General features: G+C 39.9%; 13 protein-coding genes. 4 read left to right on the forward strand and 9 right to left on the reverse strand.

Annotated elements, in window-relative coordinates:
* The first annotated feature begins 65 nt into the window (after positions 1–65).
* Both LIT25_20270 and LIT25_20275 read left to right on the forward strand, forming a co-directional pair.
* Positions 66–977, forward strand: a complete 912-nt coding sequence (locus tag LIT25_20270; protein USK32895.1) for a hypothetical protein — start codon at positions 66–68, stop codon at positions 975–977.
* 229 nt (positions 978–1,206) lie between these two features.
* On the forward strand, positions 1,207–1,503 hold the full coding sequence (locus tag LIT25_20275) for a tyrosine-type recombinase/integrase (GenBank protein ID USK32896.1): 297 nt from the start codon (positions 1,207–1,209) through the stop codon (positions 1,501–1,503).
* A gap of 176 nt (positions 1,504–1,679) precedes the next feature.
* On the opposite strand, the gene ald is transcribed toward LIT25_20275, so the two are convergent.
* On the reverse strand, positions 1,680–2,798 hold the full coding sequence (ald, locus tag LIT25_20280) for an alanine dehydrogenase (protein ID USK32897.1): 1,119 nt from the start codon (positions 2,796–2,798) through the stop codon (positions 1,680–1,682).
* A gap of 178 nt (positions 2,799–2,976) precedes the next feature.
* Positions 2,977–3,735, reverse strand: a complete 759-nt coding sequence (locus LIT25_20285) for an SDR family oxidoreductase (protein USK32898.1) — start codon at positions 3,733–3,735, stop codon at positions 2,977–2,979.
* Positions 3,736–3,839: 104 nt separating this feature from the next.
* On the opposite strand from LIT25_20285, the gene LIT25_20290 reads away from it, so the two are divergent.
* Positions 3,840–3,998 carry a hypothetical protein gene (locus LIT25_20290; protein USK32899.1) on the forward strand — a complete coding sequence of 53 codons (159 nt, stop codon included), beginning with the start codon at positions 3,840–3,842 and terminating at the stop codon, positions 3,996–3,998.
* A 1,527-nt stretch (positions 3,999–5,525) separates the two neighbouring features.
* Here LIT25_20290 and LIT25_20295 read toward each other — a convergent pair.
* The 3 genes from LIT25_20295 to LIT25_20305 all read right to left on the reverse strand — a co-directional run bounded on the left by LIT25_20295 (position 5,526) and on the right by LIT25_20305 (position 8,366).
* Complete coding sequence (locus LIT25_20295; protein USK32900.1) at positions 5,526–5,696, reverse strand: hypothetical protein; 171 nt, start codon at positions 5,694–5,696, stop codon at positions 5,526–5,528.
* 79 nt (positions 5,697–5,775) lie between these two features.
* Complete coding sequence (argH, locus tag LIT25_20300; GenBank protein ID USK32901.1) at positions 5,776–7,158, reverse strand: argininosuccinate lyase; 1,383 nt, start codon at positions 7,156–7,158, stop codon at positions 5,776–5,778.
* Positions 7,155–8,366: an argininosuccinate synthase gene (locus LIT25_20305; protein ID USK32902.1), complete on the reverse strand. Its 1,212-nt coding sequence runs from the start codon at positions 8,364–8,366 to the stop codon at positions 7,155–7,157. Before LIT25_20305 ends, argH begins: the two co-directional genes overlap by 4 nt.
* A gap of 185 nt (positions 8,367–8,551) precedes the next feature.
* On the opposite strand from LIT25_20305, the gene LIT25_20310 reads away from it, so the two are divergent.
* On the forward strand, positions 8,552–8,863 hold the full coding sequence (locus LIT25_20310) for a hypothetical protein (GenBank protein USK32903.1): 312 nt from the start codon (positions 8,552–8,554) through the stop codon (positions 8,861–8,863).
* A 56-nt stretch (positions 8,864–8,919) separates the two neighbouring features.
* On the opposite strand, the gene LIT25_20315 is transcribed toward LIT25_20310, so the two are convergent.
* From LIT25_20315 to LIT25_20330, 4 genes are all read right to left on the reverse strand, one after another.
* On the reverse strand, positions 8,920–9,444 hold the full coding sequence (locus tag LIT25_20315; protein USK32904.1) for a MogA/MoaB family molybdenum cofactor biosynthesis protein: 525 nt from the start codon (positions 9,442–9,444) through the stop codon (positions 8,920–8,922).
* On the reverse strand, positions 9,441–10,286 hold the full coding sequence (locus tag LIT25_20320) for an EcsC family protein (GenBank protein USK32905.1): 846 nt from the start codon (positions 10,284–10,286) through the stop codon (positions 9,441–9,443). The genes LIT25_20315 and LIT25_20320 overlap by 4 nt, the downstream gene beginning before the upstream one ends.
* Before the next feature lie 243 nt (positions 10,287–10,529).
* Positions 10,530–11,717: an acetate kinase gene (locus LIT25_20325; protein USK32906.1), complete on the reverse strand. Its 1,188-nt coding sequence runs from the start codon at positions 11,715–11,717 to the stop codon at positions 10,530–10,532.
* A 386-nt stretch (positions 11,718–12,103) separates the two neighbouring features.
* On the reverse strand, positions 12,104–13,096 hold the full coding sequence (locus LIT25_20330; GenBank protein USK36351.1) for a class I SAM-dependent methyltransferase: 993 nt from the start codon (positions 13,094–13,096) through the stop codon (positions 12,104–12,106).
* Positions 13,097–13,114: the final 18 nt, after the last annotated feature.

Below are 13,114 nucleotides of genomic sequence, written 5' to 3' on the forward strand. Positions count from 1 at the left end.
TTTTTTACAAAAATATTTATTTATTAATAAATAAAAACAAAATAATTTGAGAGAAGTGATTATTCTTGTCAAAATTTATGAAAGCTGTTCGAAATGATGTTGTTGAACCGCCAATGAAAATATTTGAAGAAGAAAAATGGCTTGTCATCACAGGTATCTTCGGAATTATCCTTTCAGTAGGAATCGCTTTTTATATCTTTTTTCAAGGTCCCATTATTTTACCTGAAGGCAATATGGGCGATGCTTTCTCTTTTAATGCAGCAATCGGTATTTTTCTCCTTTCCATTGCTATGATTTTACCTTTTGCAAGACTGGGAACTCGTAAAAGGAAGACGATTCGATGGCTTTTTATTACAGCAGCCCTTTATTCCTATACAATTGAAACGGTTCAAAATTTTCGGGGTTTTAATCCAAGATTTTCTCTTGAAGGAACTATCGTTGATACGATCGGTGGGATGCTATTTGGAGTTGTTTCTTTATTGCTTGTAATCTTAACCTTATTGCTTATGATTCAGTTTTTTAGAATGAAACCTCCTTATGAAAGGCCATTTCTTATAATGGGAATTCGTTATGCATTTCTTTCTGTCCTAGTAGCCAATATTGCTGGAATATGGATGATATTGCTTCAAGAACGTTTTACAGGAGATGCGGGAAATCTAATCGTATTGCATGGAATTGGATTTCACGCTTTACAAACTTTAGTCCTACCAGGATTGCTTTTGGAAAAAACTCATGTTGATAAACGTTTGAAAAAATGGTTGATCCATTTTGGTAGTATTACTTGGATGCTATCGATAATATTGATAGGCTTCCAAACTGCATTGGGTCGCTCTGTTTTCGAACTAACTGCATTGCCAATCCTTGCGAGCATACTGTTGCTAGTTTGGCTTGGAACAACGATTGCTGCTTGTGTGCTTATGATATGGAAAAAGAGCTCAAATAAATCATTTTCCCATAATGACAATTTAGCGAATTAACCTCAGGTATAATACTCGGCATGCTGATTATGAAACCAAAATGAATTAATTTAATTATAAACACAAGCAAAGATTAAAAAAATAATTAAATGAAAAAGTATAGGAAAGCTTAAAGTATAGACTTCTCTTTCCTTTTCATTTTGATATTAGGTGACAGGGACCTAAAAAGCTTCTGTCACTACTGGTTATAACTAAGAGAAAGCTTTTATTCGGAGACAAGTATTCTAAATTGAATTTTGTATTTTGCAAAGAAGATGGCATGCGTTTAAGGGATAGAACAATTCAAACTGCATTTGAAAGACTAAAGAAAACTAGCAAGGTACCTAATATTAAAATTCACGATCTAAGGCATACTCATGCTGTAATGCTGCTGAAAGCAGAAGTTTCTTTAAAAGAGATTCAAGAAAGATTAGGACATAAGGATATTATGACAACCGGAAACATTTATTCCCATGTTACAAAATCAATGGAAGCCAAATCAATAAATAAATTCTCGGAGTATATGGCCGACTCAAACACATTTTAGCAAGGAATGTGGTCAAAATGTGGTCAGTTTTTATACCCCGAGAACTAATCAATTACCTAATAAGGAAAGTAGCGTAAAACCTTATTCCTCTAAGTGTTTTTCAAGCTTAGCTTTAACTTCTTCAAAACCTGGTTTCCCAAGTAAAGCAAACATCTTTTTAATGTTCGCTTTTTGTATTATTCTCCCAGCAGTGCTTTTGCATCTGAATAGGCTAATCCATGAGATTCCGCAACGGCTTCATAAGTTACAAACCCATTTAATGTATTGAGACCTTTTAAAAGCGGTTCATTCTCCAAGCAGGCTTTTTTATACCCTTTATTCGCAATCTGCACGGCATAAGGAACAGTTACATTTGTAAGGGCAATCGTTGATGTTCTTGGTACCGCTCCAGGCATATTGGCCACAGCATAGTGAAGGACGCCATGCTTTTCATACGTAGGATTGTCATGAGTTGTAATTCTGTCTGTAGTAGCAAAAATACCGCCTTGATCGATGGCAATATCAACAATGACTGAACCGGCCGTCATACTTTGGACCATTTCTTCGGATACAAGCTTTGGCGCTCTTGCCCCTGGAATCAGCACCGCTCCAATGACAAGATCCGATTGGCTGACAGCATAACCAATGTTATAGGGGTTTGACATAAGCGTGGTGATTTCTTTTCCAAAAATATCATCCAGCTGGCGCAGACGATCCGGATTCACATCGAGCATGGTAACATCGGCTCCAAGTCCGACGGCAATTTTGGCAGCGTTCGTTCCGGCTACGCCGCCTCCTATTATGGCCACTTTCCCGCGCTTCACTCCTGGAACTCCTGACAATAAAATACCCATTCCGCCTTTTGGCTTCTCTAAAAATTGGGCTCCAATTTGCGAGGCCATTCTTCCTGCCACTTCACTCATCGGTGTTAATAGAGGCAGTGAGCGGTTTGGAAGCTGAACGGTTTCATATGCTATTCCAACTACTTTCCGGTCAATCAGTGCACGCGTAAGCTCAGATTCAGCAGCAAGATGCAGATAGGTGAATAAAATTAAGCCTTCACGAAAATGCTGGTATTCAGACGGAAGGGGCTCCTTCACCTTCATAACCATATCCATCGCCCAGGCTTCTTCTGGCGAAGCTACAATTCTCGCACCTGCTTCAATATACTGATGATCCGGAAAACCAGACCCTTCCCCTGCGTTTTGCTCAATATAAACATCATGGCCCGCCTGAATAAGGGGGATGACGCCGGCAGGGGTCATTGCCACACGGTTCTCATTATTTTTAATTTCTTTAGGTATGCCGATTTTCATCGTTTTTCCTCCTATATCATTTCCAATTCATTCCGGTACAATTTTTAGTATTTCCTTAATTCATCATATGGAAACTTAGTATAAATTGGAAATACATTCTAGGAAATGTGCGTTTTTCTTACTATTTTAAATAGATTCCTCAATCTTTTTAAAAAATCCCAGCTAAGTTGAGGTGACATTATGGTCTTCGGTTCAATACATTGACAGCTCCGGTAGCCTCAATGACAGCGCCTGTAATCATATCTGAATTTTCACTGCATAAAAACGCAATCAGCCTTCCAATATCTTCTCCCGTTCCGGATCTGCCAATCGGAGTCTCCGGATCTCTTTTCTCTCTTGCCTGAGAAATAGTCGCTTCCTTCATCTCTCCTGTGATATTGCCAGGGCAGATCATATTTGCTGTAATGCCGTATTCTGCTTCCTCAATGGCAATGGTTTTTGTGAGAGAAGCAAGCCCGGTTTTTGCTGCACTGAAGGCTGAACGATGGAGCCAGCCGGATGATGAATCAGCTCCTTGAAAACCGTAGGTGATAATGCGCCCGTAGTGCTGTTTTCGCATGATGGGAATTACTTTTTTCAAAAGATGAAAGACAGCGGTCAAATTGCCGTCTATCATTTCATGCCATTCCTCATCCAGATAATCAGCCAGTTTTTTTCTTTCAAATATGTAAGGACCGGCATTATTAATTAAACAGTCGATGCGGCCAAACTTTTTGAATGCCTCATCGACTAAATAAAGCAGGTCTTCTTTTTTTGTTACGTCCCCTTTAATAAAGAGCATGCGGTCCTCAAGATGTGCATATTGTTTCTTTAGCTGCGCAGCGGCAGATTCATCACTACGGTAATTAATTGTGACAGAGTAGCCTTTATCCAGGAACAGCTCCGTCACTTTTCTTCCTAAACCTTTTGAACCAGCTGTTATGATGGCATGTCTCAACGTTAAAATCCTCCTCGGTGCACCGGGATATATTATACTTTTTATCTTTTTCATTGTATTGAAATGCAAGCAATCTTACAATACGAAAAGCGGAACAGCCTGTTTTGCGCAGGCAGACAGATAAGAGTTCACCCGAAAAGTCCGGGTTTGACTTTTTGGGGGAATTTGTTCTGGCCGAGGATTTGGCGGTGGAGCTGGACAGTACGAAAAGCGGAACAGCTCCTAGCGCAGGCGACTTGAATCAGCTGAAGGTCGTCAATTAAACTATTTAAAGGCTTCATACGGATCCTTTGGTTACCCGATTCATTGATTTTAGCTGTTTTGGGGACTCATACCCATCCTATGATTACCCTACTTATCAATTTTAGCTGTTTTGGGGACTCATACCCATCCTATGATTAACCAACTTATCGACTTTAGCTGTTTTGGGGTCTCATTCTCATCCTATGATTACCCAATTCATTGATTTTAGCTGTTTTGGGGACTCATACCCATCCTATGATTACCCAATTCATTGAATTTAACTGTTTTGGGGACTCATACCCATCCTATGATTACCCAACTTATCGAATTTAGCTGTTTTGGGGACTCATACCCATCCTATGATTACACAATTCATTGATTTTAGCTGTTTTGGGGACTCATACCCATCCTATGATTACACAACTTATCGACTTTAGCTGTTTTGAGGTCTCATTCGCATCCTATGATTACCCAATTCATTAATTTTAGCTGTTTTGGGGACTCATACCCATCCTATGATTACACAACTTATCGACTTTAGCTGTTTTGAGGTCTCATTCGCATCCTATGATTACCCAATTCATTAATTTTAGCTGTTTTGGGGACTCATACCCATCCTATGATTACCCTACTTATCAATTTTAGCTGTTTTGGGGACTCATACCCATCCTATGATTACCCTACTTATCGACTTTAGCTGTTTTGGGGTCTCATTCTCATCCTATGATTACCCAATTCATTGATTTTAGCTGTTTTGGGGACTCATACCCATCCTATGATTACCCTACTTATCAATTTTTAGCTGTTTTGGGGCTTCATACGTAATCTATGATTACCCGGTTCATTGATGTTAACTGATTTGGGGCTACATACGGATCCTATGATTACCCAATTATTGGAGTTTAAAGTTGGCTTTTTTAAGTAATACATCTAATGCAGGCAATTTTCTTCTTCCCGCATTGACGGTTATGGAAGGAGGACTTTTTTTATTTCAGGCTTTTTCTGCCTTTTTTGCTTGCTGGACAAGGATTTATTCTCTATTTGTATTTTACTACAAGGTCTGCAGGGCCTTCAGCCTTTGATGCCCGCAGAAACAAATTCTGCATTTTTGACGATGGCCCTTTATGCAAGCCGTGTTTTTGTTCAGTATATTTCAGGTGTCAGCGCCTCAGCTGATATGGCGAGATGCGCGAAATCTCCTAAGCATGGCTTTTTCGGCTTATACGCCTCAATCTTTTTGGATTTTTCCTGACAGTATGCTTTGGGGCTTTAGTGCCTTTTATTATAACCAGCTGAATCCATTCATATCAGCAAGCTCTTTATCCGATTCATGCCGATCGTGATGGTTATTTTCTTTTGATTTTATCCATTTTTTCCATTAATTTGAACAATGAGGGCAATTGTTTGCGGGATCTGTATATATTTCATTATTCCTGAACGTTTTTCACTAGGCTTTATCTTCTCTTGCTTGCTCTACTGGATCCTAATAAAAACAAGAAAAAAGTCATCATGATTGATGACTTTTTTCTTGTTTTCATGCGGCTTCACTATTCTATTTCTGCTTCTCTCGGCTGAAGATTTTCCTGAAGGAAATTTTGCTCGTATTGCTGCTCAACTACCCCGCTTGAATAAGCATCTGTAATAAGCTGTGAAGTTTCATTTTCACCCTCATAATCATAATAAGCAGATTGATTTTTCGGATCTTTTTCTTTTCCCATCGATATCAGCTCCTCGTATTCAGATAGTGTCTCTGTACTATCGTTTGTGAAAATGGACCTGTTTACGATGGTAAAACCTTCAAATTTTACTCAGTAATACTTTTTCAGCCTTAGCTATCGCTTCAATTACCTTTGAAAAACCTGTACCGCCATCACTGTTTCTTTTTGCAACAGCAGTGTATGGATCAATTGTTTCGAATATATCCGAAGTAAATAAAGAAGATGCATCCTGATATTCTTCGAGTGAAAGATCTTTTAAATAAATGCCTTTTTCAATGCACGTATAAACAAGTTTCCCAACTACTTCGTGTGCTTCTCTGAAAGGCATGCCTTTTTTCGCAAGATAATCAGCAAGCTCCGTCGCATTTGAAAAATCTTCTGTTGTAGCTTTCTTCATTTTCTCTTTTTTCACTTTCAGCGTTCCGATCATGCCAATAAATATCTGCAGACTTCCTTCTACTGTGCGGACTGTGTCAAACATGCCCTCTTTATCCTCCTGCATATCTTTGTTATATGCGAGCGGCAATCCTTTCAAGGTCGTCAGCAAAGCAAATAAATGGCCATAAACCCGTCCCGTTTTACCGCGGATTAATTCAGCCATATCCGGGTTTTTCTTCTGCGGCATCATTGAGCTTCCCGTTGCGTAAGTATCATCCAGCTCTACAAACTGAAATTCCTGGCTGCACCATAAAATCAGTTCTTCGCATAAGCGTGATAAGTGCATCATCATCAGGGAGCTGTTGCTTAGAAATTCAACAATAAAATCACGGTCGCTTACTCCGTCAAGGCTGTTTTCATAAATCCCTTCAAACTCAAGCAGTTCAGCAGTTAAGTGACGATCAATCGGAAACGTTGTCCCTGCAAGCGCCCCGCAGCCGAGCGGGGAAATATTTATGCGCTTTAAGGATTCATCAAAGCGCTGTTTATCCCGCTCAAGCATCCAGAAATAAGCTAAGAGGTGATGAGCAAACGATATCGGCTGTGCACGCTGAAGATGAGTATAACCAGGCAAAATCGTTTCTACATTCTCTTTTGCTTTTTCTAAAAGCGTCTGCTGAAATGCTGTAATCAGCTGGGTAATTTCCTTTACATGATTTTTCAAATAAAGGTGCATGTCTGTAGCAACTTGGTCGTTCCGGCTTCTGCCGGTATGCAGTTTCCCTCCGACAGGTCCGATTTCATCAATAAGCAGCTTTTCAAGATTTAAATGTATGTCTTCATAATCAACAGAAAACTGAAGCTCGCCGTTTTCAGCCTTTTCTTTTAAAAGAAGAAGGCCTGTTTTAATTTGCTCTGCTTCAGCAGGTTCGATGATCCCGCATTGTCCGAGCATGTGAACATGCGCAAGACTTCCCTGTATATCTTCTAGAACGAGTTCTTTATCAAATGAAATGGATGCTCCAAATTCATCCACCCATTTTTCAGGTGTTTTTTGAAAACGTCCACCCCACAGTTTTTTCATACGTTCACCTTCTTTTTTCCCTGTACCATGCTGCTTACTTTGGTAGGAAGTCCATAAAGAGAGATGAACCCAACTGCTGCCTGATGATCAAACGAATCCTCAGTTGTATATGTTGCAAGCTTTTCATCATAAAGAGAGTATGCAGATTTTCTTCCTTCAACAATGGCATGGCCTTTAAAGAGTTTTACCCGAACCGTTCCTGTTACATAAGTTTGGGTCTCTTTCAGGAATCCAAGCAGGGCATCCTTGAGCGGAGAAAACCATAAACCGTTATAAATGAGCTCTGTCAGCTTCATTTCAATAACAGGTTTAAAATGTGCCACTTCTTTTACAAGAGTCAGATCTTCTAATTCTTTATGAGCTTTAAGCAGCGTAATTGCAGCCGGACATTCATATACTTCACGCGATTTAATTCCAACAAGGCGGTTTTCTACATGATCAATTCTTCCGACTCCATGCTTGCCTGCAAGTGCATTTAAATGAAGAATTAACTCTGCCAGGGGATAAGAGGCACCATTTAATGAAACCGGCACACCCTGTTCAAATTCGATCTCCACCATGTCAGGTGTATCAGGTGTATTCTCAATGGAATTTGTCAGGTCATATGCTTCTTCGGGAGGAGCTGCCCATGGATCTTCAAGAACTCCGCACTCATTGCTTCGGCCCCATAAGTTCTGATCAATTGAAAACGGACTTCCTAGATTAATTGGAATAGGAATATTGTTTTCCTGTGCATATTGAATTTCTTCCTCACGCGACCAGCTCCACTCGCGGACTGGAGCAAGCACTTCAAGGTCAGGGTTCAAAGCTTTAATAGATACTTCAAACCGAACCTGATCATTGCCTTTTCCCGTACAGCCGTGCGCAACTGCGATGGCATTCTCCTGCTCAGCAACCTCTACAAGCTTTTTAGCTATCAACGGACGTGACAGGGCAGATATAAGCGGGTATTTCCCTTCATATAAAGCATGTGATTGAAGAGCAACCAATGCATATTCATCAGCAAATTCCTTTTTAGCATCAATTACGTATGATTTAGAAGCTCCGACCTGCAGCGCTTTGCTTTGAATAAATGCAAGGTCTTTTCCTTCGCCGACATCCAAACAGCATGCTATCACCTCATACCCTTGATCCTGAAGCCACTTGATTGCTACTGATGTATCTAACCCGCCTGAATAAGCCAACACTACTTTTTTATTTAAATTCAACTTAATTTCCCCTCTCAGATGTATAAATATTAATTAAGATTTATAACTATTCATTTGATAAATACCACTTTAACAAGTTATTCACTGTTTTTCAATAGGTTTCTCAAAACTTTTTATGAAATAATCGTGAACTTTATGCACGTGTCATGTAGAATAAAGGAAAGCTTACGCACGGGGGAATGACAATGAAACATTTTCGTTTTAGCGAGCGGCTTGGAATCAATCTTCCAAACCTCGAAATGGAGTGGGAAAAAATTCACCCCCATGAACAGGAAGCGATCCTGATGCAATGGGAAAAGATCCGGGGGAGCATACCGGATCAAATCGCAAAAATAGAAGAACAGATTAACTCGAAACAGGATGAACTGAACAATGAAGAGGATTTTTCAAGATCCTGCAGGCTTAACGCTGAAATATCCGAGCACGCATCTATTATTAATGATTTATGGCTGTGGTTCAGACTTCATCAGCATGTATCAGAACGTGTGCATTATTAAGGTATAGAAATAAGATAATTATGCATAAAAAAACATCACCTGAGACGGTGATGTTTTTAAGTGCATGATTTCAGATCTTTATTAACTTCTCTTACTACATGTCCCAATTCCGGAATGATCAGCTTTTCCATTGCCAGTTTAACAGCACCAGCCGAACCTGGCATAGAGAAGATAACTGTATCATCTGAAACGCCGCCTATAGCTCTGCTCAGGATGGCTGATGATCCAATGTCCTCCTGGTAGCTCAGCATTCTGAACAGCTCTCCAAAGCCTGGAATTTCTTTTTCAAGCAAGCTCTGAACTGCTTCAATAGTTACGTCTCTTTTTGCAATTCCAGTGCCTCCATTTAGAAGGATCACGTCAATCTTACTCGATTTGCACCCTCTGTTAACAGCGCTTTTAATTAACGTTTCTTCATCAGGAATGATTTCATATTGAACAACTTCATGACCTGCTTTTTTAATAAGTGCCGAGATTAGCTGACCGCTTTTATCCGTATCTGCCGTTCTAGTATCGCTGACCGTTATAACTTTGCAATATACCTTTGAAGGTGCCTGCAATTTATGTTCAATTGCACTCATAAATCGGCATCCTTTTTTTCAAGCAGCAGCCTGTAGCGGTAATATTGATGGGCGAAATCTGTAATTTGTCTTGTCAGCTGGTAATTGACACCGGCCCCAATGGCCATGCCGATCAAGGGAATACCGCCAATCATCTTTTTTCTCAGCATAGATATAGCTGATACTTTTACAAGCTGTTTAAGTAAATGATCAATGCTCGCCTGATTTGCAAGCTTGTCTTCTCCCTCATAAAAAAACGGATTTTCATCATTGTTATTCAGGTCTTCTGTCAAAGCAACCCATTGCTTATAGCGCAGATGCTTGGGAAGAAGTGCAGCATGGTAAACTTTTAAAGATGTCATCATTTCAAAAGGAGAATTCACTTCATAGCCGTAGCTTAGAGCCGTCATTTGTACAGCACGCAGGTTTAACAGCATTTGAGCTGGAAGATCAATCCCCATTAATAGGAATCCCCCTGTCCCTGCTAAACCGCCTTGAACGAATGAATAAAGACGATGCTTGGATAATTGTAAATCTGATATGTAATGCAGCTGATCTACACTGAGTTTTTTCATGTCATAAATGTGATGAATGTCTTCATCAAATGTTTTTGCCGTCATGAGCAGCTGCTGTCTTGCATCATGCTGCACATGTGAGTTTTGAATGAAAGAATGCAAATGAAAGAGGATATCGTCAAACTTATCGAAGAATTTCCGTTTGATCGGCTCTGGAATGCCGTTAAGCTTTCGGTTTAGCCACTTGTCATACGTGCGGCCAAAATCTGAGCGAAGATCCTCCCCCAAGTGCTGTTCCCACACTTGTATTTCTGCAAGCAACTGACTTTCCCGATTTGATAGCGTCATTTTCCTTCCTCCCGTTTTCAGACATCACCATTGTTATTTAATTATATCATATTGGATCGTGCAGTTTCATGGATGTTAGCAGGCTGCTTTTTGCTTGAATCAATTTAATAAGAGACCTGCGGCAACATATAATATGGCTGCAGGTAAAACAGGGCATTTCCACTAATGCAATTTGCTTTCATGAAAGGAAGAATTCAAAAAAAGACAGCCATCAATGATGACTGCCTTTCTATCGTTCAATTCTTATTTAGCAATGCGTTCAACATCGCGCGCAATCATAACTTCCTCATTTGTCGGAATTATGATGACTTTTACTGGTGAGTGAGGATAGCTTACGAACGCCTCTTCGCCGCGTACATGATTAAGTGCAGGATCCCAGTATACACCCATGAATTCTAATCCGCGAAGTACACGTTCGCGAATATTGATGCTGTTCTCACCGATTCCGGCTGTGAAGATGATGGCATCTACTCCTGACATGCGTGCTGCATAGGAACCGATATATTTGTGGATTCTGCTTGCAAATACTTCTAATGAAGTTCTTGCACGATCATTTCCCTCTTCTGCAGCTTTTTCGATGTCGCGAAGGTCGGATGATAATCCTGAAATTCCAAGCAGACCGCTTTTTTTGTTTAAAATGTCCAATACTTCTATTGCAGAATGACCAGTTTTCTCCATGATGAATGGAATTAAAGCAGGATCGATATTCCCTGAACGAGTTCCCATCGCTACACCAGCAAGCGGGGTAAAGCCCATAGATGTATCAATGGATTTTCCGCCTTCAATCGCAGCAATACTTGCACCGTTCCCTAAATGACAGGAAATAAGACGAAGCTGTTCAATCGGACGGCCTAATAATTCAGCTGCTCTTTCTGAAACATACTTATGAGATGTTCCGTGAAAACCGTATTTACGAATGCCAAATTTCTCATAATACTCGTATGGAAGGCTGTATAAGAAAGATTGTTCCGGCATTGTCTGATGAAAAGCTGTATCAAAAACAGCTACAGCAGGCACGTTTGGAAGAACCTCTTTAAATGCTTTGATACCGACAACGTTAGCCGGGTTATGAAGAGGAGCAAGTTCTGAAAGCTCTTCTATTTCTTTCAATGTTTCAGGAGTAATAAGTACGGAATCATCGAATTTTTCTCCGCCGTGAACAACACGGTGGCCAATTCCTTCAATTTCATCCAACGAACCGATAATTCCAAGCTCTGTTAATTTAGAAAGCAGAATTTTAACAGCAACAGCATGATCTGGAATATCTGTTGTTTCTGTTATTTTTTCCCCGTTTACTGAAATCGTAAATACGGCTTGATCTAAACCGATTCGTTCTACAAGACCAGCCGTTAAAACGTCCTCAGCCGGCATCTCGAATAATTGGAACTTCAAAGAAGAGCTCCCTGCATTAATTGCAATTACTTTTGCCATTATGTTTACCGCTCCTTTTTATATAAAGCACTTTGCATATTTAATAAGAAATGTTCTCTTCCTTATTCTTTACAAATGAACCCGAATATTATCTGCCTTTCTCATTTAAACATTGCATGTCAGACATTTCAAGTACATTTCCAGCTTGCAATCGTTTTCAGGTTATATTCGTTTTATTCAGATTTTTCAAGTGAAGCAGAACCTTTCAGGTTGTTTAAAAATTCATACAATGGCAGAGATGAAAATGTACCCTTTCATTTTTTTTACATCTGAAGAGAGGTGCTCAGCTCAGCAAAAAAACGGGGAGACTTCTGCTGTCTTCCCGTTTTTATTCCGAGCTATTTTATTTCAAATTGAAGCAGTAAATTTAATTTTTCATCCTAACTTCACTTTTTATTCTCAGCAAACCAGCTGTCCAGCTGTTTCATAATGGACTGCATGCCTGCTTTATCTGAGAACTTCGGAAGTTCGGCAAGCATTGCGTGTTTAGGAGCAGTGACGCCTTCTCCCTTTTTCTGAAGGATAAAAATGCTTTTAGCATGCTGTTTGTCTTTGAACAAAGACTCTGGCAGCTGAAGAAGGCCTTGGACTATGACATGTTCTTTTAAGTATTCCTTTAGCTTTGGAGCTTCTTTTGATTCAAATAAATGATTTGGCACGATAAAGAAAAGATATCCGCCTGCTTTTGTGTACTTAATGCTTTGCTCAATAAAGAGATGGTGGGAATAGGAGTGGCCGCTGTCTGCCTTGAGTTCAAATTTGTCTGCACCAACGTCATTCGGATAATAGCCGATCGGCAAATCACAAATGACATAATCTACAGGATCAATATAGAGGGGTTCCAGAGAATCCTGATTGTAAAACTGAACGGAGTGCTCTCCCAGATTTGCATTTAAAAAAGCAAGCTTTATAAGAAGGTCATCTACTTCTACGCCAAAGCTTTCCGTTTGCTCTTGCTTCAAGTGATTCAGAACAGTTGTTAATAAATTCCCAGTGCCCACAGCTGGATCGAGAAGGGAGATTTCTTTTTGATATGAAGCAAATTTATTAACTAGATATCCGGTGAACAAGCCCACCGTATCAGGGGTCATTTGGTGATTGGCATGGGCGCCTTCTTTCAGCCCTTTTAAGATAACGAGCTGGAACGCTTTGCGGATTTCTTCTTTTTCATATGAACGGATATTTAATTGCTCATATTTCTTTGCAAGGTTCTTTTTGGCGATTTCGCTCATATCCTCCTGAAGTACTTCATTTTGAAATAAATTCTCTCCAGTTTCGGCTACTGCCTCTATGTATGTACAATTTAATTCTTTTGAAATTAATTCGGCTGATTCGTTCATCAAACTAAACAGCTTCTCTACTTTCGAAACGGCTTGCATGGTCGTTTCCTCCTTCAA

The organism is Bacillus sp. F19 (assembly GCA_023823795.1).
Taxonomy (GTDB): domain Bacteria; phylum Bacillota; class Bacilli; order Bacillales; family Bacillaceae; genus Bacillus_P.